Annotated in this window: 30 protein-coding genes; all 30 read right to left on the bottom strand. The window is 66.9% G+C overall.

Annotation, left to right across the window (positions count from 1 at the left end):
- Positions 1-3: 3 nt before the first annotated feature.
- Complete coding sequence (gene rplQ, locus ACODSY_RS11455) at positions 4-426, bottom strand: 50S ribosomal protein L17 (RefSeq protein ID WP_488951878.1); 423 nt, start codon at positions 424-426, stop codon at positions 4-6.
- Positions 427-608: 182 nt separating this feature from the next.
- A complete protein-coding gene (locus ACODSY_RS11450; RefSeq protein ID WP_488951877.1) occupies positions 609-1625 on the bottom strand; it encodes a DNA-directed RNA polymerase subunit alpha in 1017 nt (338 codons plus the stop codon).
- Positions 1626-1698: 73 nt separating this feature from the next.
- The gene (rpsK, locus tag ACODSY_RS11445; RefSeq protein WP_012521811.1) at positions 1699-2088 is read right to left on the bottom strand and encodes a 30S ribosomal protein S11; all 390 of its coding nucleotides are present in this window, start codon (positions 2086-2088) and stop codon (positions 1699-1701) included.
- Between the two features lie 12 nt (positions 2089-2100).
- Positions 2101-2469, bottom strand: coding sequence for a 30S ribosomal protein S13 (gene rpsM, locus ACODSY_RS11440; protein ID WP_296598250.1), 369 nt, complete (start codon positions 2467-2469; stop codon positions 2101-2103).
- Between the two features lie 305 nt (positions 2470-2774).
- Positions 2775-4487 carry a tetratricopeptide repeat protein gene (locus ACODSY_RS11435; protein WP_488951876.1) on the bottom strand — a complete coding sequence of 571 codons (1713 nt, stop codon included), beginning with the start codon at positions 4485-4487 and terminating at the stop codon, positions 2775-2777.
- A 17-nt stretch (positions 4488-4504) separates the two neighbouring features.
- A complete protein-coding gene (locus ACODSY_RS11430) occupies positions 4505-5074 on the bottom strand; it encodes an adenylate kinase (RefSeq protein WP_488951875.1) in 570 nt (189 codons plus the stop codon).
- A 65-nt stretch (positions 5075-5139) separates the two neighbouring features.
- The gene (gene secY, locus ACODSY_RS11425) at positions 5140-6486 is read right to left on the bottom strand and encodes a preprotein translocase subunit SecY (RefSeq protein ID WP_488951874.1); all 1347 of its coding nucleotides are present in this window, start codon (positions 6484-6486) and stop codon (positions 5140-5142) included.
- A gap of 82 nt (positions 6487-6568) precedes the next feature.
- Positions 6569-7054 carry a 50S ribosomal protein L15 gene (rplO, locus tag ACODSY_RS11420; RefSeq protein WP_488951873.1) on the bottom strand — a complete coding sequence of 162 codons (486 nt, stop codon included), beginning with the start codon at positions 7052-7054 and terminating at the stop codon, positions 6569-6571.
- Positions 7055-7188: 134 nt separating this feature from the next.
- On the bottom strand, positions 7189-7365 hold the full coding sequence (gene rpmD / locus ACODSY_RS11415) for a 50S ribosomal protein L30 (protein ID WP_488951872.1): 177 nt from the start codon (positions 7363-7365) through the stop codon (positions 7189-7191).
- 4 nt (positions 7366-7369) lie between these two features.
- Positions 7370-7963: a 30S ribosomal protein S5 gene (gene rpsE, locus ACODSY_RS11410; protein ID WP_488951871.1), complete on the bottom strand. Its 594-nt coding sequence runs from the start codon at positions 7961-7963 to the stop codon at positions 7370-7372.
- A gap of 10 nt (positions 7964-7973) precedes the next feature.
- Positions 7974-8333, bottom strand: coding sequence for a 50S ribosomal protein L18 (rplR, locus tag ACODSY_RS11405; protein ID WP_488951870.1), 360 nt, complete (start codon positions 8331-8333; stop codon positions 7974-7976).
- A gap of 3 nt (positions 8334-8336) precedes the next feature.
- Entirely contained in the window at positions 8337-8870 is a 534-nt protein-coding gene (gene rplF, locus ACODSY_RS11400; RefSeq protein WP_488951869.1) for a 50S ribosomal protein L6, read from the bottom strand.
- 1 nt (position 8871) lies between these two features.
- Positions 8872-9267 carry a 30S ribosomal protein S8 gene (rpsH, locus tag ACODSY_RS11395; RefSeq protein ID WP_488951868.1) on the bottom strand — a complete coding sequence of 132 codons (396 nt, stop codon included), beginning with the start codon at positions 9265-9267 and terminating at the stop codon, positions 8872-8874.
- A 10-nt stretch (positions 9268-9277) separates the two neighbouring features.
- Positions 9278-9583 (bottom strand): 30S ribosomal protein S14, encoded by a 306-nt coding sequence (rpsN, locus tag ACODSY_RS11390; protein WP_488951867.1) that lies wholly within the window; start codon positions 9581-9583, stop codon positions 9278-9280.
- A 21-nt stretch (positions 9584-9604) separates the two neighbouring features.
- Complete coding sequence (gene rplE, locus ACODSY_RS11385) at positions 9605-10165, bottom strand: 50S ribosomal protein L5 (protein ID WP_488951866.1); 561 nt, start codon at positions 10163-10165, stop codon at positions 9605-9607.
- Entirely contained in the window at positions 10158-10472 is a 315-nt protein-coding gene (gene rplX, locus ACODSY_RS11380; RefSeq protein ID WP_488951865.1) for a 50S ribosomal protein L24, read from the bottom strand. Before rplX ends, rplE begins: the two co-directional genes overlap by 8 nt.
- Positions 10472-10840, bottom strand: a complete 369-nt coding sequence (rplN, locus tag ACODSY_RS11375; protein WP_068876697.1) for a 50S ribosomal protein L14 — start codon at positions 10838-10840, stop codon at positions 10472-10474. Before rplN ends, rplX begins: the two co-directional genes overlap by 1 nt.
- Before the next feature lie 12 nt (positions 10841-10852).
- Positions 10853-11104, bottom strand: a complete 252-nt coding sequence (gene rpsQ / locus ACODSY_RS11370) for a 30S ribosomal protein S17 (RefSeq protein ID WP_488951864.1) — start codon at positions 11102-11104, stop codon at positions 10853-10855.
- Between the two features lie 13 nt (positions 11105-11117).
- Complete coding sequence (gene rpmC / locus ACODSY_RS11365) at positions 11118-11312, bottom strand: 50S ribosomal protein L29 (RefSeq protein ID WP_488951863.1); 195 nt, start codon at positions 11310-11312, stop codon at positions 11118-11120.
- Positions 11312-11740: a 50S ribosomal protein L16 gene (gene rplP / locus ACODSY_RS11360; protein ID WP_488951862.1), complete on the bottom strand. Its 429-nt coding sequence runs from the start codon at positions 11738-11740 to the stop codon at positions 11312-11314. Before rplP ends, rpmC begins: the two co-directional genes overlap by 1 nt.
- 12 nt (positions 11741-11752) lie before the next feature.
- Complete coding sequence (gene rpsC / locus ACODSY_RS11355; protein ID WP_488951861.1) at positions 11753-12511, bottom strand: 30S ribosomal protein S3; 759 nt, start codon at positions 12509-12511, stop codon at positions 11753-11755.
- Complete coding sequence (rplV, locus tag ACODSY_RS11350; RefSeq protein WP_488951860.1) at positions 12511-12891, bottom strand: 50S ribosomal protein L22; 381 nt, start codon at positions 12889-12891, stop codon at positions 12511-12513. The genes rpsC and rplV overlap by 1 nt, the downstream gene beginning before the upstream one ends.
- Position 12892: 1 nt before the next feature.
- The gene (gene rpsS / locus ACODSY_RS11345) at positions 12893-13171 is read right to left on the bottom strand and encodes a 30S ribosomal protein S19 (RefSeq protein ID WP_488951859.1); all 279 of its coding nucleotides are present in this window, start codon (positions 13169-13171) and stop codon (positions 12893-12895) included.
- Between the two features lie 3 nt (positions 13172-13174).
- Positions 13175-14011, bottom strand: coding sequence for a 50S ribosomal protein L2 (gene rplB, locus ACODSY_RS11340; RefSeq protein ID WP_488951858.1), 837 nt, complete (start codon positions 14009-14011; stop codon positions 13175-13177).
- Between the two features lie 4 nt (positions 14012-14015).
- The gene (locus tag ACODSY_RS11335; protein WP_068876689.1) at positions 14016-14318 is read right to left on the bottom strand and encodes a 50S ribosomal protein L23; all 303 of its coding nucleotides are present in this window, start codon (positions 14316-14318) and stop codon (positions 14016-14018) included.
- On the bottom strand, positions 14318-14956 hold the full coding sequence (gene rplD / locus ACODSY_RS11330; RefSeq protein ID WP_488951857.1) for a 50S ribosomal protein L4: 639 nt from the start codon (positions 14954-14956) through the stop codon (positions 14318-14320). The genes ACODSY_RS11335 and rplD overlap by 1 nt, the downstream gene beginning before the upstream one ends.
- Positions 14956-15717, bottom strand: coding sequence for a 50S ribosomal protein L3 (gene rplC, locus ACODSY_RS11325; protein WP_488951856.1), 762 nt, complete (start codon positions 15715-15717; stop codon positions 14956-14958). Before rplC ends, rplD begins: the two co-directional genes overlap by 1 nt.
- 13 nt (positions 15718-15730) lie before the next feature.
- Positions 15731-16036 carry a 30S ribosomal protein S10 gene (gene rpsJ / locus ACODSY_RS11320; RefSeq protein WP_068876686.1) on the bottom strand — a complete coding sequence of 102 codons (306 nt, stop codon included), beginning with the start codon at positions 16034-16036 and terminating at the stop codon, positions 15731-15733.
- A gap of 305 nt (positions 16037-16341) precedes the next feature.
- Positions 16342-17253: an SMP-30/gluconolactonase/LRE family protein gene (locus tag ACODSY_RS11315; RefSeq protein WP_488951855.1), complete on the bottom strand. Its 912-nt coding sequence runs from the start codon at positions 17251-17253 to the stop codon at positions 16342-16344.
- 4 nt (positions 17254-17257) lie between these two features.
- Positions 17258-18091 carry a GIN domain-containing protein gene (locus ACODSY_RS11310; RefSeq protein WP_488951854.1) on the bottom strand — a complete coding sequence of 278 codons (834 nt, stop codon included), beginning with the start codon at positions 18089-18091 and terminating at the stop codon, positions 17258-17260.
- Positions 18092-18205 lie beyond the last annotated feature (114 nt).

Genomic DNA, 18205 nt, shown 5'->3' with positions numbered 1-18205 from the left:
GGACTATTCGTCGCCGCCGCCGAAGCCGGCCTCGGCCGTCGGGCCCGAGTCCTTGCCCTTCTCGGCCGGATCGCGGTCCACGAACTCGATCACCGCCATCGCGGCGTTGTCGCCGTGACGGAAGCCGGCCTTCAGGACGCGGATGTAGCCGCCATTGCGGTTGGCGTAGCGCGGCCCCAGCACCGAGAACAGCTTGCCGACCTGTTCGACATCGCGAACCTGGCTGATCGCCTGGCGGCGGGCGTGCAGGTCGCCGCGCTTGCCGAGCGTCACCAGCTTCTCGACGAAGGGGCGGAGCTCCTTGGCCTTCGGCAGGGTGGTCACGATCTGCTCGTGCTTGATCAGGCTGGCCGACATGTTCGCGAACATGGCGGTGCGGTGGGCGGACGTACGGCCCAGTTTGCGGTGGGCTTTACCGTGGCGCATTTCATATCTCCTGGGTCATCCGACCCGCTGGACGCTTCCGATCGTCTGGAGGCGTCTCACCTGACCAAGTCCCAGCCTGCTCCCGCCTGGGTCAATACGAAGCGCCGGGGCCCTCCACCGCGGTCGCGGCTTCGTCAGGCCCTGGCCGCGGAGAGCGGCCCGGAGTCGGCGCGGAAGCTTGATTACATCTGGTCTTCGAACTTCTTCGCGAGCTCTTCGATGTTCTCGGGCGGCCAGTTCGGCACGTCCATTCCGAGGTGGAGACCCATCCCGGCCAGAACTTCCTTGATCTCGTTCAGCGACTTGCGGCCGAAGTTCGGAGTGCGGAGCATCTCCGCCTCGGTCTTCTGGATCAGGTCGCCGATGTAGACGATGTTGTCGTTCTTCAGGCAGTTGGCCGAGCGGACCGAGAGCTCGAGCTCGTCGACCTTCTTCAGCAGCGCCGGGTTGAACGGCAGTTCCGGCTTGGCTTCGCCTTCGACCTTCTTCTTCGGCTCTTCGAAGGTGATGAAGATCTGCAGCTGGTCCTGGAGAATGCGGGCGGCGTAGGCCACCGCGTCAACGGGGCTGATCGCGCCGTTGGTTTCCACTTCCATGATCAGCTTGTCGTAGTCGAGCGACTGGCCCTGGCGGGTCGGCTCGACGCGATAGGCCACCCGCTTCACCGGCGAATAGAGGGCGTCGACGGCGATCAGGCCGATCGGGGCGTCCTCGGGACGGTTCAGGTCGGCGGCGACATAGCCCTTGCCGGTCTGGACCGTGAACTCCATGCGCACGTTGGCGCCGTCGTCCAGGGTGCAGAGCACGTGGTCGGGGTTCAGGATCTCGATGTCCGACGGCGCTTCGATCTGGCCGGCGGTCACGGGGCCCGGGCCGGTGGCGCGGAGCGTCATGCGCTTCGGACCCTCGGCGTGCATGCGCAGAGCCAGTTGCTTGATGTTCAGGACGATGTCGACGACGTCCTCACGCACGCCTTCCAGCGAGGAGAACTCGTGGACCACGCCGTCGATCTGCACCGCGGTCACCGCCGCGCCCTGCAGGGAGGAGAGAAGCACGCGCCGCAGGCTGTTGCCCAGGGTCACGCCGAACCCGCGCTCGAGGGGCTCGGCCACCAGACGCGCCTTGCGGCTGGCGTCGGCGCCGGTCTCGATTTGCGGCTTCTCGGGACGGATTAGTTCATTCCAGTTTCGTTCGATCACGTGTGTCCCTCGAAAACGCAGGATCGCCGGCCGTAAATTCACGGCCGGCGTCAGGGAATTGTAGCTCTAACGACTAGACGCGCCGGCGCTTGGGCGGGCGGCAGCCGTTGTGCGGAATGGGCGTCACATCCCGGATAGTGGTGATCGTCATACCCACCGCCTGCAGGGCGCGCAGAGCCGATTCACGACCCGAGCCAGGGCCCGAGACGTTGACTTCCAGCGTGCGCACGCCGTGTTCGGCGGCCTTACGGCCGGCGTCCTCGGCCGCCATCTGCGCGGCGTAGGGCGTCGACTTACGCGAACCCTTGAAGCCCATCAGGCCGGCGCTGGACCAGGAGATCGTGTTCCCCTGCGCGTCGGTGATGGTCACCATGGTGTTGTTGAAGGAGGCGTTCACGTGGGCGACGCCCGACGTGATGTTCTTGCGCTCGCGGCGTTTGACGCGCGCCGGTTCCTTGGCCATCGACTAGCTCTCTTACTTCTTCTTGCCGGCGATCGGCTTGGCCGGGCCCTTGCGGGTGCGGGCGTTGGTGTGCGTGCGCTGGCCGCGGACCGGCAGGCCCTTGCGATGACGCAGGCCGCGATAGCAGGCCAGGTCCATGAGGCGCTTGATGTTCACCGCGGTTTCGCGGCGCAGGTCGCCTTCGACCAGATAGTCGCGGTCGATCGTCTCGCGAATCTGCAGGACTTCCTGGTCGGTCAGCTGATTGACGCGCCGAGCGTCCTCAATGCCGACCTTGCTGACGATCTCACGGGCTTTCGCCTCGCCGATGCCATGGATGTACTGCAGCGCGATCACGACGCGCTTGTTCGTAGGAATGTTGACGCCAGCGATACGGGCCACGTGAGGTAATCTCCTGATCACGCAAGAAAAGCGCAAACGGCGCCCCGGCCCCCAGTTGCCATAGGCATAGGCCGGCGCGTCCTTCGCGCTCTTTCGCGGAAGCGCTTCGTTATATGGATCGGGGTATCGCCGTCAATGGCGGAAACGTCCAAATGTGAACGAAATACTGCGCGCGCAAGGGGTCGACCTTACCCGCGTCCGTTCCATTGGGGGCCGGCTGCGTCCGGCGCGGCTTGAAGGAAAGCACGGGAGCGGCTTTCGCGCAACGCCACGGGGCGGCGGCCGGGGCTGGGACCGCCTCCTGCTCAGGGCTGCGGCGCCATGCGGCTCAACGCCGCTCCCGCCGCCTCCAACACCGGCGCCCAGGCCCCGCGCTCCGGCTGACGAAAGAGGCGCGCCGAGCCATACCAGGGCATGGTTTCGCCCTGGGCCATGTAGCGCCACTCGGCGATATGCGGCACGAGCGTCAGGCACGGCGTCCCCAGGGCCCCGGCGAGGTGGACGACCGCCGTCTGCACCGAGACCACGGCGTCGAGGCCGCGGACCAGACCGGCTAGGTCCTCGAAATCCAAGATTTCGGCCGGATCGAACACCTGGAGATCCCCAGCCTCAGCGGCCGCCACGTCGGCGCGCACGTCCCCGTACTGCAGGCTGACATAGACGTTCTCCCTGGGCAGCGCGGCGAGGAGATCGGCAAGGGGAACCGAGCGCTGGCTCAGCCGGGTGTGCTTCGTCCCGCCTCGCCACGAGAGCCCCACCCGCAGGCCGCCCTGCGGACGCGGCCGGAGCCGTTCGCCCCACCGGGCGGCCACCGCCGGCGACGGTCGCAGATAGGGCGCGCCGTCGAAGTCCTCCAGGCGGTTGCGGAACAGCCGCCCCAGGCTGCCGGCGGGCAGGACGATGTCGTGGGGCTCGACGGCGCCGACATCGTGCGCCGCTCGGAATGCGATCGCCGGCATCGACGCCCTGAACAAGCGGACCAGACGCGCCTCGCAGAGGCAGGTGACGCGTCCCGCCAGCCTCGCGAGGTCCGGCAGCATGCTGGCGAACATGATCTCGTCGCCGATCCCCTGCTCGCCCACGACCAGGACGCTGCGTCCCCGCAGCTCATCCAGGGTCACGTCGAGCCGGAAGCGGGGCGCCAGCGCCCGCGCCGCGGCGCCTGCGGCGTCGGTCAGGAACGGCGCGTCGCGCCAGCGCGCCTCGTGGTCGCGCCAGCCGCCTTGGAATTCCCCCGCCTTCAGGCGGATCAGCGAGCGGCGGTGATACGCCAGGTGGTTGGCAGGCCGCAGCGCCGCGGCCTGGTCGAGCACCGTGAAGGCTTCATCCAGCCGGCCGGACGACGCCAGGGCGAGGCCCAGCCGGCAGAGATGCTCATAGGGGTCGTCACCCGCCTGCATGGCCAGCCGGCTGGCGGCGATCGACTCATCGAAGCGATCCAAGGCGAACAGGGCGGCGGCCCGCACGCCGAGGGCCGTCGCGTTTGGTCCCGCGGCCAGCGCAGCGTCGGCGACGGCCAGCGCCTCCTCGTGCCGCTCGAGCGCATTCAGCAGCACGCCCAGGTTCCGCTGCGCCGCCGCGTTTCCGGGATCCTGCGCCAGCAGCCGCCGGTAGATCTCCTCCGCCGCCGCGTGCTGCTTCAGGGCCATCAGCGCCGCGCCCAGGTTGGTCAGCGCGCCCTTGTGGCCGGGATCCAGTCCCAGGACGCGCCGCAGCGTCTCCACCGCCTGGGCGTGGCGGCCGCGGCGGAGCTCGGCTACCGCGAGGTCGTTCTGGGTCTCGGAATCGTTCGGCGCGAGGACGGCGGCGGCCCGCAGTTGCGTCTCCGCGCCTTCCAGGTCGCCGGCTTCAGCGAGGGTCATGCCCCACCGCTGCCGCAGCGCCAGCTCGAAGGCGGGAGGCGCTGGATCGGTCTTGCGATGCAGGTCGATGAGGCGCTCGGCGTCCGCGAAGCGCCCGCCCAGGATCGCGGCCCGCAGATCGTCGAGCCAGGCCGGTGGTGCGTCTTGGCCGCTCACGGCGCCGACGCCCCGGTTCAGGCGCGGGCGTCGAGCGCGCCGTCGATGCCGGCGGCCACGGCGTCGATCGCGCCCATGCCGTCGACTTCCACCAGCTTCCCCTGCTCCTGGTAGTACGGCAGCAGCGGCGCGGTTTGGGCGTTGTAGGCGTTCAGGCGCACCACGAAGCTCTCGGGATTGTCGTCCGGGCGGCCCGACTCGGCGAAGCGGCCGGCGATCCGTTGCTTCAGCGCCTCGTCGTCGACCTTCAGGCGAAGGACCAGGTCGATCTGGCTGCCGCGGCCCTTGAGCATCTTGTCCAGGGCTCCGGCCTGGGGAAGCGTGCGCGGAAAGCCGTCGAAGATGGCGCCGCCGGCGGCCTCGGCTTCCGGCAGGCGGCTCTCGATCAGCTCGATGACGATCTCGTCCGAGACGAGCTCGCCGCGCTGCATGATGCCTTCGACGCGCTTGCCCAGGTCGGAACCCGAGGCGATCGCGGCGCGCAGCATGTCGCCGGTCGACAGCTGGACCATGTTGCGGGTCTCGACCAGGCGCTTGGCCTGGGTCCCCTTCCCCGCCGCCGGCGGCCCGAACAGAATCAGGTTCATAGCGATCCCCTCACCCGGCGCTCTTGATGGCGCCGTACCGCAACGTCACCCAAGGCAGGCCGCCCCTAGCGGCGGCCGCCCCGCAGCTTCGACTTCTTGATCAGACCTTCGTACTGGTGCGCCAGCAGGTGCGACTGGATCTGGGCGACGGTGTCCATGGTGACGCTGACCACGATGAGCAGCGACGTGCCGCCCATGTAGAATTGCGTGCCCGTGAACCGCATCAGGCCTTCCGGCACCAGGCAGACTAGGGTGATGTACGCCGCGCCGATCACGGTCAGGCGGGTCAGCACGAAGTCGAGGTACTCGGCCGTCCGCTTGCCCGGACGGATGCCCGGCAGGAAGCCGCCGTACTTGCGCAGGTTCTCCGCCGTGTCCTCGGGGTTGAAGACGACCGACGTGTAGAAGAAGCAGAAGAAGATGATCAGGGCGCCGTAGAGCACCATGAACAGGGGCTGGCCGTGCTGGAGCTGGCCCACCGCGAGCGGCAGCCACTGCAGCCACTCCGGCAGGTTCGCCGTGGCCGCGAAGCCCATGACGGTCGCCGGCAGCAACAGCAGCGACGAGGCGAAGATCGGGGGGATAACGCCCGAGGTGTTGATCTTCAGCGGCAGGAACGAGGTGTCGCCGCCGAACATGCGGTTTCCGACCTGGCGCTTCGGATACTGCACCAGAAGGCGGCGCTGCGAGCGTTCCATGAAGACGATGGCCACCGTGATCGCCACCACCAGGATGACCATCAGGAAGAGCGTGCCGGTGTTCATCGAGCCGGTGCGGGTGAGCTCCAGCGCCTGGAACAGGTACTGCGGCAGGACCGCCACGATGCCGGCGAAGATCAGCAGCGAGATGCCGTTGCCGACGCCGCGGCTGGTGATCTGCTCGCCCAGCCACATCAGGAACATCGTGCCGCCCGTGAGGGTGACGACCGTGGAGACGATGAAGAAGATGCCGGGATGCTCGACCAGGCCAGGGCTCTGCGACAGCCCCGCGGCGATGCCGAAGGACTGGAACACCGCGAGCACCACGGTCAGGTAACGGGTGTACTGGTTGAGCGTCTTGCGCCCCGCCTCGCCGCCTTCCTTCCGCAGCTTCTCCCACGGCGGGTACACCGTGCCGAGCAGCTGAACGATGATCGAGGCCGAGATGTACGGCATCACGTTCAGGGCGAAGATCGCCATCCGTTCGACGGCGCCGCCCGAGAACATGTTGAACATGCCCAGGATGCCCTGGGCCTGGCCCGAGAAAGCCTGCTGGAACGCCACCGGGTCGATGCCGGGGATCGGAATGTAGGTGCCCAGGCGATAGACGATCAGCGCCCAGAGCGTGAACCAGATGCGCTTGTGAAGCTCCGTGGCCTTGCGGAAGGCGTCGAAGTTCAGATTGGCGGCGAGCTGTTCTGCGGCCGAAGCCATTCAGCAAATCCCCTGACTCGTATTCCTGCTGAGATAGGACGCGCCGACCCCGATAGCGAGGCCGGCGTCGTAGCAGGACGCCTTAGGCTTCTTCAGCCTTGGCTTCGACCTTGGTCGTGGTCAGCGAGCCGCCGGCCTTTTCGACGGCCGCGCGGGCCGAGGCGGTGGCGGAATAGACGGTCAGGTTGAGCTTGGACTTCAGCTCGCCCTCGCCCAGCAGCTTCACGCCGTCCTTTTCACGACGGATCACGCCCGCCTTCAGCAGGGCGGCGGCGTCGATGGCGGCCTTCGCGTCGAGCTTGCCGGCGGCGATCGCTTGCTCGATGCGCCACAGGTTGACCTCGGCGAAGTCCTTCCGGTTGCGCGAGTTGAAGCCGCGCTTCGGCATGCGCATGTGCAGCGGCATCTGGCCGCCTTCGAAACCGAAGACCGACACGCCCGAGCGCGCCTTCTGGCCCTTCACACCGCGACCGGCGGTCTTGCCCTTGCCCGAGCCCGGGCCGCGGCCGACGCGCATGCGGCCCTTGGTGGAGCCTTCCTGCGGGGCGAGTTCGTTCAGCTTGGTCATGTGCCTCTCCTTGGAGATCTGTCGCCGGGACGAAGGCCCCGACTCGGCTGTGAAAAACGGGTCGGCTTAGAAACGCCGACGGGCGAGGCTCGCGCCTCGCCCTTCAGTCCGTGCCTATGGCACGAATGATTTGGCTATTCCACCACTTCGACGAGGTGATGGACCTTGGCGATCATGCCACGGACCGAGGGGGTGTCCTCGAGCGTGGAGACGCGGCCCACCTTGTTCAGGCCCAGGCCCGCGAGGGTCGCGCGCTGGTCCTTGGTCCGGCGGATCGGGCTGCCGGTCTGGCGAACGGTCACTTGGGCCATGAGCTTAACCTTCCGCGTCCGCGGCGGCCGCAACCGCCGAGGCGCCGTCAGCGCGGCGGCCGATCACGTCCGAGACCTTCTTACCGCGCTTGGCCGCCACTTGGCGGGGCGAGGATTGGGCCTTCAGCGCTTCGAACGTCGCGCGCACCATGTTGTAGGGGTTGGACGAGCCGACCGACTTGCCGACCACGTCCTGAACACCCAGGGTTTCCAGAACCGCGCGCATCGGACCGCCGGCGATGACGCCGGTGCCGGGAGGCGCCGCGCGGACCATCACCTTGCCAGCGCCCCAACGGCCGTTGCCGTCGTGGTGCAGCGTGCGGCTTTCGCGCAGCGGGACGCGGATCATCGACTTCTTGGCTTCTTCGGTCGCCTTGCGGATGGCTTCCGGCACTTCACGCGCCTTGCCATGACCGAAGCCCACGCGGCCCTTCTGGTCGCCCACCACCATCAGGGCGGCGAACGAGAAGCGGCGACCACCCTTCACGGTGGCGGCGACGCGGTTGATGTGCACCAGCTTTTCGACGATTTCGCTGTCGCGTTCTTCTTCGGGGTTCCGATTGCGACGATCGCCGCGCTGTTCGTCTCTGCGAGCCATGATCGTTTCCTTAGAAGTTCAGGCCGGCTTCGCGCGCGGCGTCAGCCAGGGCCTTGACCCGACCGTGGTAGATGTAGCCACCCCGATCGAAGACGACGTCCTTGACGCCCTTTTCGATGGCGCGCTGGGCGACCAGGGCGCCGACGCGGGCGGCGGCGTCCTTATCGGACCCCTTGGCCTTCTTGCCCTCGCCTTCCAGCGTGGAAGCGGCCGCGAGCGTCACGCCGTTCTCATCATCGATGACCTGGGCGTAGATGTTCTTGGCGGAGCGGAAGACCGAAAGGCGCGGGCGGCCGTTCGCCACCGTCCGGAGACGGGTGCGGACGCGCTGGGCGCGACGCTTCGTGGATTCGCGGGAGGAAATAGCCATGGCTTACTTCTTCTTGCCTTCCTTGCGCCGGACCGTCTCGCCTTGATAGCGCACGCCCTTGCCCTTGTAGGGCTCCGGCGGACGGATGCGGCGGATCCGGGCGGCGGTTTCACCAACCGCCTGCTTGTCGATGCCCGAGATCTTGATCTCGGTCTGCTTCGGCACGGCGAACGAGATGCCCGCCGGCGGCGGGATGTCGACGTCGTGGCTGAAGCCGAGCTGCATGGAGAGCGCCTGGCCCTTCATCGCGGCGCGGTAGCCGACGCCGACCAGCTCGAGGGTCTGCTCATAGCCCTGGGTCACGCCCACGACCATGTTGTTGACCAGCGTGCGCGAGAGGCCCCACATCGCTTGCGCGCGGGTGCTTTCCTGGCGCTTGGAGAGCGTGAGTTCCCCGCCCTCCTGCTTGACCTCGATCTCTTCGGCGACCGTCCAGGCGAGCTGACCCTTGGGGCCCTTCACCGTGACCGTCTGGCCGTCGATGGTGACGGTGACGCCGCTCGGGACGGCGACAGCCTTCTTTCCGATACGAGACATCTTAGTAGACCCGGCAGAGCACTTCGCCGCCCACGTTGGCCTCGCGGGCCGCGGTGTCCGACATGACGCCCTTCGGCGTCGACAGGATCGAGATCCCGAGGCCGTTCTTCACGGGCTTCAGGTCCTTGATCGACGAATAGACGCGACGGCCGGGCTTCGAGACGCGGCTGATCTCGACGATGACGGGCGCGCCGTCAAAGTACTTCAGCTCGATCTCGAACTCGGGGAAGGCGCCGGGCTTTTCCACCAGGTGGTAGCCGCGGATGTAGCCTTCATCGAGCAGCACATCGAGGAGGCGCGCGCGCATCTTCGAGGCCGGGGTCGACAGCTTGTTGCGGCCGCGCGAGGCGGCGTTCTTGATGCGGGCGATCAGATCGCCGATGGGGTCGTTGACCATTGGATGCCCCTTACCAGCTCGACTTGACGAGGCCCGGGATCAGCCCGGCGGACCCGAGGTCACGCAGGGAAATCCGGCTCATCTTCAGCTTGCGATAGTACGCACGCGGGCGACCGGTGACTTCGCAGCGGTTGCGAATCCGGGTCTTGGACGAGTTGCGCGGCAGCTCCGCCAGCTTGAGGCGAGCTTCGAAGCGCTCCTCCAGCGGCAGGCTCTCGTTGTTGGCGATCGCCTTCAGCGCGTCGCGCTTGGCGGCGTGCTGCTTCACGAGTTGCTTGACCCGTTCGTTGCGATTGACAGCGCTTTTCTTGGCCATGTCTCTGTTCCCTTCCCGCCGTTACGCTTGCACGAACGGGAACTGGAATTCCCGGAGAAGCTCGCGAGCTTCGTCGTCGGTCTTCGCAGTCGTGGTGACGATGATGTCCATGCCCCAGATCTGGTCGATCTGGTCGTAGTTGATCTCCGGGAACACGATGTGCTCCTTCAGACCCATGGCGTAGTTGCCGCGGCCGTCGAACGACGTGGGCTTCAGGCCCCGGAAGTCCTTCACGCGCGGCAGGGCGATCGTGATCAGACGGTCGAGGAACTCGTACATCTGATCCTTGCGCAGGGTGACCTTGCAGCCAACCGTCATGCCTTCGCGCAGCTTGAAGCCGGCGATCGACGTACGGGCCTTGGTGGCCACCGGCTTCTGACCGGCGATCTTCGCCAGGTCAGCGATCGCCGAGTTGATCTTCTTGGAGTCGGCGACAGCTTCGCCCACGCCCATGTTGATCACGATCTTCTCGATCTTCGGGATCTGCATCTCGTTGGTGTAGCCGAACTTTTCCTTCAGCTTCCCACGGATGCGCGAGCGGTACTCGGTCTTGAGCCGCGGTTCGTAAGCTTGATCAGCCATTGATCACCTCGCCGGTCGTCTTGGCGATACGGACCTTCTTGTCGCCCTCGATCTTGAAACCGACGCGGGTCGGCTTGCCCTTCGAGTCCACGACGGCCACGTTCGACAGATGGATCGACGCTTCCTTGTGCTTGATCCCGCCCTGGGGATCCAACTGGGACGGACGGGTGTGGCGCTGGACCATGTTCAGGCCCTGGACCACGACGCGTTGCTCCTGCGGGAGCACCTTCAGGACCGAGCCCTGACGGCCCTTGTCCTTACCGGCGAGGACCATGACCTGGTCCCCCTTCTTGATCTTCGCAGCCATCACAGCACCTCGGGGGCGAGCGAGATGATCTTCATGTGGTTCTTGGCGCGCAGTTCACGGGGAACCGGGCCAAAGATCCGCGTGCCGATCGGCTCGGAGCTCTTGTTGACGATCACGGCCGCGTTCTTGTCGAAGCGGATCACCGAGCCGTCCTTGCGCTTGATGGCCTGGCTGGTCCGAACGACGATGGCTTGCAGCACATCGCCCTTCTTCACGCGGCCGCGCGGGATCGCTTCCTTCACGGAAACGACGATCTTGTCACCGACGCTGGCGTAACGGCGCTTCGCGCCGCCCAGCACCTTGATGCACATGACCCGGCGGGCGCCGGAATTGTCGGCGACGTCCAGGTTAGTTTGCATCTGGATCATGGGTTCAGATCCTTAGGCTTCTTGGGCCGCGCCGCCCTTAGGCAGCACTTCCCAGGTTTTGGTCTTCGACTTGGGCGCGCATTCGATGATGCGGGCGATCTCGCCGGACTTGTAGGCATTGGCCTCGTCATGGGCGTGGTACTTCTTCGACCGACGGACGGTCTTCTTAAGCACCGGGTGCAGGAAGGTCCGTTCGACCTTCACGACCACCGTCTTGTCGCCCTTGTCGGAGACGACCACGCCTTCGAGAATTCGTTTCGGCATCTGTCGGTTCTCCTCAGGCCTGGGCCTGCTTGCCGCGCAGGACCGTCTTGATGCGCGCGATATCCTTGCGCACCTGGTCCACGCGGTGGGTCTTCTCGATCTGGCCGGTCGCCTTCTGGAAGCGCAGGTTGAACTGCTCCTTCTTCAGGGAGACGAGCTGGTCGGCCAGCTGGTCGGGGGTGAGGCCCCGGATTTCGTCGATCTTCATCAGGCGTGCTCCACCGGCGCGTCGATGCGGGTGACGATGCGGGTCTTCACCGGAAGCTTCGCCGCGCCGAGGCGCAGGGCTTCACGGGCCACATCGTCCGGCACGCCGTCGATTTCGAACATGATCCGGCCGGGGTGAACCCGGGCGGCCCAGAACTCCACGGCGCCCTTGCCCTTACCCATCCGGACTTCGGCCGGCTTACCGGTGACCGGCACGTCCGGGTAGATACGGATCCAGACGCGGCCTTGACGCTTCATCTGGCGGGTGATCGCGCGGCGGGCCGCTTCGATCTGACGCGCCGTGATGCGCTCGGGCTCGACCGACTTCAGGCCGTAGGAGCCGAAGTTCAGCGTGAAGCCGCCCTTCGCCAGGCCGTGGATGCGGCCCTTGAACTGCTTGCGGTACTTGGTTCTCTTCGGAGACAGCATCTCTTCAGGTCCTTAGGCGTTCGCCGGTTCGCGGCGATCGCGGCGCGGGCCGCGGTCCGGACGATCGCCGCGCTCGCGGCCACCGCCCTCACCAGCCGGGCCGCTCTCGCTGGCCAGGCGCTTGTCGAGGGCCATCGGGTCGTGGTCCAGGACCTCGCCCTTGAAGACCCACACCTTCACGCCGATGATGCCGTAGGTGGTCTTGGCTTCGGTGAAGCCGTAGTCCACGTCGGCGCGCAGCGTGTGCAGCGGCACGCGACCTTCGCGGTACCACTCCATACGGGCGATTTCGGCGCCGCCGAGGCGGCCCGAGACGTTGATGCGGACGCCCTTGGCGCCGAGGCGCATGGCCGACTGCATCGAACGCTTCATCGCGCGGCGGAAGGCGACGCGGCGCTCGAGCTGCTGGGCGATGTTCTCGGCCACCAGCTGGGCATCGGTCTCCGGCTTGCGGATCTCGACGATGTTCAGGTGAACTTCGCCGTCCGTCATGGAGGCGATGTCCTTGCGCAGCTTGTCGATGTCCGCGCCCTTCTTGCCGATGATCACGCCAGGGCGCGCGGCATAGATGGTGATGCGGCACTTCTTGTGCGGGCGCTCGATGATGATGCGCGACACGCCGGCCTGATACAGGCGCTTCTTCAGCGCGCGGCGGACCTTGATGTCCTCGTGCAGCAGGCGGCCGTACTCGGCGCCGTCGGCGAACCAGCGGCTGTCCCAGGTGCGGTTGATGCCGAGGCGAAGCCCGACCGGATTGATCTTCTGACCCATTAGGCGGCCTCACCCACTTCGCGGACCACGATCGTGATCTCGCTGAACGGCTTCTCGACACGCGACGCACGACCGCGGGCGCGGGCATGGAAGCGCTTCATCACGAGGTTCTTGCCCACGTAGGCCTCGGCGACGACCAGCGAGTCGATGTCGAGGTTGTGGTTGTTCTCGGCGTTGGAGATCGCCGAGTAGAGCGCCTTGCGGACGTCATTGGCGATCCGGCGCGAGCTGAATTCCAGCTCGTTCAGGGCGCGCTGAACCTTGAGGCCCCGGATGGACTGGGCCACGAGGTTGAGCTTGCGGGGGCTGATGCGGATGGTCCGCACCTTGGCCACCGCTTCGGCGTCCGTGTAACGGCGAGCCTTGGCTTGCTTGCTCATCTTACTTCCTCTTGGCCTTCTTGTCGGCCGCGTGACCGGGGAAGAAGCGGGTGGGCGCGAACTCGCCCAGCTTCATACCGACCATGTCTTCCGAGATGAGCACCGGGACGTGCTTGTGGCCGTTGTGCACGCCGAACGTCAGGCCCACGAACTGGGGCATGATCGTCGAGCGGCGCGACCAGGTCTTGATCACGTCCTTGCGGCCCGACGCCTGCAGCGCCTCGGCCTTCTTCAGCAGGTACCCGTCGACGAACGGGCCTTTCCAAACGGAACGGGTCATGGCTTAGCGAGCCTTCCGAGCGTGACGCGAGCGGATGATGAACTTGTCCGTCGCCTTGTTCTTACGGGTCTTCCGGCCCTTCGTGGGCTTGCCCCACGGGGTGACCGGGTGACGGCCGCCCGAGGTGCGGCCTTCACCGCCGCCGTGCGGGTGGTCGATCGGGTTCATGGCGACGCCGCGGACGTGCGGGCGACGGCCCTTGTGACGAGCCCGACCGGCCTTGCCGAGGTTCTCGTTCATGTGGTCGGGGTTCGAGACCGCGCCCACCGTGGCCATGCAGCTGTCCATCACCATGCGCAGCTCGCCCGAGTTCAGGCGGATCTGCGCATAGCCGGCGTCACGACCGACCAGCTGGGCGTAGGCCCCGGCCGAACGGGCGATCTGGCCGCCCTTCAGGGGCTTCAGCTCGACGTTGTGGATGATCGTGCCGATCGGCATGCCGCGCAGCGGCATGGCGTTGCCCGGCTTCACGTCAGCCTTTTCCGAGGCGACGACTTGGTCGCCGACCTTCAGGCGTTGCGGCGCCAGGATGTAGGCCAGCTCGCCGTCGGCGTACTTCACCAGGGCGATGAAGGCCGAGCGGTTCGGGTCGTATTCCAGGCGCTCGACGGTCGCGGGGACGTCGAACTTGCGACGCTTGAAGTCCACGATGCGGTACAGGCGCTTGGCGCCGCCGCCGCGGAAGCGGACCGCAACGCGGCCGTTGCCGCCGCGACCGCCCGACTTCGTCAGGCCTTCGACCAGCGACTTTTCCGGACGGCCCTTGTGGAGCTCGGACTTGTCGACCAGGACCAGCTGACGGCGGCCGGGCGAGGTCGGGTTGAATTGCTTCAGAGCCATCGACTTAGAGCCCCGTAGTGATGTCGATCGACTGGCCTTCGGCCAGCGTCACGATCGCTTTCTTGACGTCCGAGCGCTTGCCCATGATGCCGCGGAACCGCTTGGTCTTACCCTTCACGTTGATCGTATTGACCTTCGTGACGTTGACCTTGAACAGCGCCTCGACCGCAGCGGCGATCTCGTCCTTGGAAGCGTCGCCGGCCACGCGGAAGACGACCTTGTTCTGCTCCGAGAGCAGCGTGGCCTTTTCCGTGATGATCGGAGACAGGATGGTGTCGTAGTGACGAACGGTGGGCTCTACGGCCATCACGCGGCCTCCTTAGGCTGGAAGCGCGCCTGGATCGCTTCGACCGCGTCCTTGGTCAGGACCAGGGTGCGGCGACGCAGCACGTCATAGACGTTCAGGCCGGCGTTCGGCAGCACATCCACGTTCGGGATGTTGCGGGCGGCCAGGCCGAAGTTCTTGTCCACCTCGGCGCCGGCGATCACGAGGGCATGGGTCACGCCGATCTTGCCCAACTGGTCGCGCAGGGCGGCCGTCTTGGCGTCCTTCAGCGAGACCGTGTCCAGCACGATCAGCGAGCCGTCCTTGGCCTTCGAGGACAGCGCATGGCGCAGGGCCAGGGCGCGGACCTTCTTGGGCAGGTCGAAGGCATGGCTGCGGACCACGGGACCGTGGGCCTTGGCGCCGCCGACGAACTGGGCCGCACGGCGCGAACCGTGACGGGCGCCGCCGGTGCCCTTCTGCTTGTACATCTTCTTCGAGGTGCGGGAGACCTCGTTGCGGACCTGGATCTTGTGGTTGCCCGAGCGGCGCTTGGCCAGCTGCCAGGTAACGACGCGTTGCAGGATGTCGCCGCGGATCTCTTCGATGCCGAAGATATCGTCGGCCAGCTCGATCGAGCCGCCCTTCCCGCCGTCCAGCTTGATGACGTCGAGTTTCATTACGCTTGATCCCCAGCTTCGGTCGCCGCGGCCTCTTCGGCCGGGGCTTCGGTCACCGCGGGTTCCTCGGCCTTGGCCGCTTGGCCAGCGCCCTTGAAGGCGCCCGGCTTCGGCGCGTCGGCCGGCAGGGCCGACTTCACCGCGTCGCGGATCTTCACGAACGAGCCGTCCGAGCCCGGGACGGCGCCCTTGACCAGGATCAGGCCGCGCTCGGCGTCGACGCGCCAGACGGTCAGGTTGAGGGTGGTGACGGTTTCCTGGCCGAGATGGCCGGCCATCTTCTTGCCCGGGAAGGTACGGCCCGGATCCTGGCGGTTACCCGTCGAACCGTGCGAGCGGTGCGAGACGGACACGCCGTGGGTGGCGCGCAGGCCCCCGAAGTTCCAGCGCTTCATGGCGCCGGCGAAGCCCTTACCCACCGTGGTGCCGGTGATGTCGATCTTCTGGCCGGGCACGTAGTGGTCGGCGGTGATTTCCGCGCCCACGTCGATGAGGCTGTCTTCAGAGACCTTGAACTCGACCAGCTTGTGCTTCGGCTCGACCTCGCCCTTGGCGAAGTGGCCGCGCAGAGCCTTCGTGGTGTTCTTCGGCTTCTTGGAGCCCGCACCGAGCTGGAGGGCCACGTAGCCGTCCTTGTCCTTGGTGCGATGGGCGACGACCTGGCAGCCTTCAAGGCTGAGGACCGTCACGGGCACGTGGGCGCCGGCTTCGTCGAAGAAGCGAGCCATACCCATTTTCTTGGCGATTACGCCGGTTCGCATCGGATCAATCCCCTTAGAGCTTGATCTCGACGTCCACGCCGGCGGACAGGTCGAGCTTCATCAGCGCGTCCACGGTCTGCGGGGTGGGGTCGACGATATCGAGCACGCGCTTGTGCGTGCGGATTTCGAACTGCTCGCGCGACTTCTTGTCGATGTGCGGCGAACGGTTGACGGTGAACTTCTCGATGCGCGTCGGCAGCGGGATCGGCCCGCGCACGGCGGCTCCGGTCCTCTTGGCCGTGTTCACGATCTCGCGGGTGGAATGGTCCAGCACGCGGTGATCGAAGGCTTTGAGCCTGATGCGAATGTTTTGAGCCATATCGCTCTTACGTTTCCCTACAGACGGCGGGCGCCCGCGTGATCTCGACCATTTCAAAGACCAGCCCGAACCCTCGAGGTGAGAGCCCGTACGCGAAAGTCCGCACAAACGATTTAGGCCCGCGCGAACCCGCGAGGGCCTACTCCCGAAACGCTTAGTGAAAGCACTGTCTCGAGCCGTTCCGCGGTCCGCGTCTGCGCTTCAAATCTCTTCGAAGCACACAGCCGGTCCAACAGGAGGCGCGGTAATACCTATGCGACTCGTCCCCGTCAAGGGGCGCGGAGGTGCTGTTTCGCCTTCGATCCCTAAAGCAGCGCCCGCTGCAGGCGCGGGGGCAGCCCCTCGTCGGCCGCATCGGCGGCGTCGGTCAGCATCATGGTCAGCATGCGATAGGCGGTGACCGACCCAGGCTTCCAGTTGGGGACGATCAGCAGGTCACTCACCTTGATGAAGTCGTTGATGTACACCTCGCGCGCGCGGCTGTCGGCGAGGGTCCGCACCTTGCCGTCGGGCTCCACGTAGAACAGCCGCCCGGGCCACTCGCCCACCAGGTAGTTGTCGCCGTCGGCGCGGGCCAGGCCGTCGGCTTGGCCGAGGCCCCTCGCCTTCACCGTCACCGCGCGCGTGCGGTAGTCGATCGAGAGCAACAGGCCCTCCATGGTCGTGACCAGCAGCCGGTCGGGCTCGGGCAGCAGGCCGTTGACCGATTTCAGCAGCGGGTGCGCCGACCAGACCGTCATCGCCCCGCTCGCCAGGGCGAAGATGCGGCCCGTCCCGGAGTCGGCCACCAACACAGTACCATCGGGCGCCACGCCCACGTCGTTCAGGAAGGTCGCGCCCGGCGCGGGATAGCGGGCCGTGATCCGGCCCGTGGCGGTGTCGATCTCCACCAGCCGGTCGATGTCCGAGACGTAGAGCTTTCCGCCCGAGACGATGGCGCCCTTGGGAGCGTCCAGTCCCCTCACCCACTCCCGTTCCAGCATCTTGCCGCCGGTCGAGATGCGGCTGATGAAGCCGTTGCCGTCCTTGACCTCGCCCTCGCCGGCCACATTGGCCACGTAGAGCGTCCGGCCGTCCGCGGCGAGCGCGACGCTCTCGGGATCGGAGAGGCCGGTGAGCCGCCACAACGGCTCCCGCGTCTCCTCCGCGTTCGTCGTCTTGGCTGGCGCCCCGCAGCCGGCGGTCAGGAAGAGGAGCGCGAGGACCAGGCCGCGCATCCGATCAGTTGCCGACGCGCACCGAGCCGGAGCCCATGACCGTCTTCGAGACCTCGCCCCGAACCTCCGCGGCGTGCACATCGCCCGACCCTGCGATGCGGGCCTTCAGGCTGTCGGCCGCGCCGGCGAAGTCGACGTCGCCCGACCCGGCGATCGAGACCTTCATGGCCGTCGCGCGGCCGCCGCCGATGTCGACGTCGCCCGAGCCGGCGACGGAGATCTCGATCGGGCCCGAAGCCGACTTCACATGCGCCGAACCCGAGCCCGCGATGCTGATGTCCAGGCCGCTCTTCACATCGGCAGTCGCCACGTCGCCCGAGCCCGCGACCCGGACCTTGAGCGAGCCCGCCGAGCCCATGCGCGTATCCCCGGAGCCGGCCTGGCTGACCTTCGCTTCGCCCTCGACGTTCGCGACGGTCCAGTCGCCGCACCCCGAGTTGCCCAGGTCCAGGGCGCCGGAACGGCCCACCGAGCCGAACACGGCTCCGCCGGCCTCAACCTGCACCTCCCGGGGCGTGCGGATCACCACCTGCGGCATCTCGGCGTAGGAGAAGCGGCCCACGCCGCGCACCTCGACCGAGGCGCGCTCGCCCGAGCCATTGCAGCTGCGGATCTTCCGGTCGAGGTCGCCGTCGACGATCGTCCGCCCAGCCAGGCTGCGCACGCTGAGCGGCAGCTTGGCGTTAGGCGCGATGACCTCGACCTTGATGTCGGAGCGGTTCTCCGGGACGACCGTGACGCGGGCGACCGCGTCCTTGATCTCCACGGAGGGGGCGGCCTGGACGGCGCCGGTGGTCATGGCCGCGACGGCGGCCAGAAGGATCGTTTGAAGACGCATCGTCCTCTCTCCCAAAGTCGAAAGCGTTGAGCCGGAAGCTAGAGGGGTGCGCCGGTCAGGGCAGCTTAAATGTCGGTCATGACACGGTTGTCATGCGGGCAAGCAAAAGGGCCG

The sequence above is a fragment of the Phenylobacterium sp. FG114 genome, assembly GCF_057809855.1.
Note: the sequence above shows the minus strand (reverse complement) of the source record. Positions and strands in the feature narration are given on the sequence as shown.

Coding starts and splice junctions, on each gene's coding strand:
- ACODSY_RS11335 (WP_068876689.1), bottom strand. CDS start 14,318: ATGGCCGTAGAGCCCACCGTTCGTCACTACGACACCATCCTGTCTCCG.
- rplQ (WP_488951878.1), bottom strand. CDS start 426: ATGCGCCACGGTAAAGCCCACCGCAAACTGGGCCGTACGTCCGCCCAC.
- rplV (WP_488951860.1), bottom strand. CDS start 12,891: ATGAGCAAGCAAGCCAAGGCTCGCCGTTACACGGACGCCGAAGCGGTG.
- rpsJ (WP_068876686.1), bottom strand. CDS start 16,036: ATGGCTCAAAACATTCGCATCAGGCTCAAAGCCTTCGATCACCGCGTG.
- rplE (WP_488951866.1), bottom strand. CDS start 10,165: ATGGCTGATCAAGCTTACGAACCGCGGCTCAAGACCGAGTACCGCTCG.
- rplD (WP_488951857.1), bottom strand. CDS start 14,956: ATGAAACTCGACGTCATCAAGCTGGACGGCGGGAAGGGCGGCTCGATC.
- ACODSY_RS11315 (WP_488951855.1), bottom strand. CDS start 17,253: ATGCGCGGCCTGGTCCTCGCGCTCCTCTTCCTGACCGCCGGCTGCGGG.
- ACODSY_RS11310 (WP_488951854.1), bottom strand. CDS start 18,091: ATGCGTCTTCAAACGATCCTTCTGGCCGCCGTCGCGGCCATGACCACC.
- rplP (WP_488951862.1), bottom strand. CDS start 11,740: ATGCTGTCTCCGAAGAGAACCAAGTACCGCAAGCAGTTCAAGGGCCGC.
- rplC (WP_488951856.1), bottom strand. CDS start 15,717: ATGCGAACCGGCGTAATCGCCAAGAAAATGGGTATGGCTCGCTTCTTC.
- rpsN (WP_488951867.1), bottom strand. CDS start 9,583: ATGGCCAAGAAAAGCGCTGTCAATCGCAACGAACGGGTCAAGCAACTC.
- rplR (WP_488951870.1), bottom strand. CDS start 8,333: ATGGCTATTTCCTCCCGCGAATCCACGAAGCGTCGCGCCCAGCGCGTC.
- rplX (WP_488951865.1), bottom strand. CDS start 10,472: ATGGCTGCGAAGATCAAGAAGGGGGACCAGGTCATGGTCCTCGCCGGT.
- rpsE (WP_488951871.1), bottom strand. CDS start 7,963: ATGGCTCGCAGAGACGAACAGCGCGGCGATCGTCGCAATCGGAACCCC.
- rplB (WP_488951858.1), bottom strand. CDS start 14,011: ATGGCTCTGAAGCAATTCAACCCGACCTCGCCCGGCCGCCGTCAGCTG.
- rpmD (WP_488951872.1), bottom strand. CDS start 7,365: ATGGCCCAAGTGACCGTTCGCCAGACCGGCAGCCCGATCCGCCGGACC.
- rplO (WP_488951873.1), bottom strand. CDS start 7,054: ATGACCAAGCTGAACGAACTCGCCCCGCAGGAAGGCTCCACCAAGGGC.
- rplN (WP_068876697.1), bottom strand. CDS start 10,840: ATGATCCAGATGCAAACTAACCTGGACGTCGCCGACAATTCCGGCGCC.
- rplF (WP_488951869.1), bottom strand. CDS start 8,870: ATGTCTCGTATCGGAAAGAAGGCTGTCGCCGTCCCGAGCGGCGTCACC.
- rpsK (WP_012521811.1), bottom strand. CDS start 2,088: ATGGCCAAGGAACCGGCGCGCGTCAAACGCCGCGAGCGCAAGAACATC.
- secY (WP_488951874.1), bottom strand. CDS start 6,486: ATGGCTTCGGCCGCAGAACAGCTCGCCGCCAATCTGAACTTCGACGCC.
- rpsC (WP_488951861.1), bottom strand. CDS start 12,511: ATGGGTCAGAAGATCAATCCGGTCGGGCTTCGCCTCGGCATCAACCGC.
- rpmC (WP_488951863.1), bottom strand. CDS start 11,312: ATGAAGATCGACGAAATCCGGGGCCTCACCCCCGACCAGCTGGCCGAC.
- rpsH (WP_488951868.1), bottom strand. CDS start 9,267: ATGGTCAACGACCCCATCGGCGATCTGATCGCCCGCATCAAGAACGCC.
- ACODSY_RS11430 (WP_488951875.1), bottom strand. CDS start 5,074: ATGAACCTGATTCTGTTCGGGCCGCCGGCGGCGGGGAAGGGGACCCAG.
- rpsQ (WP_488951864.1), bottom strand. CDS start 11,104: ATGCCGAAACGAATTCTCGAAGGCGTGGTCGTCTCCGACAAGGGCGAC.
- rpsS (WP_488951859.1), bottom strand. CDS start 13,171: ATGACCCGTTCCGTTTGGAAAGGCCCGTTCGTCGACGGGTACCTGCTG.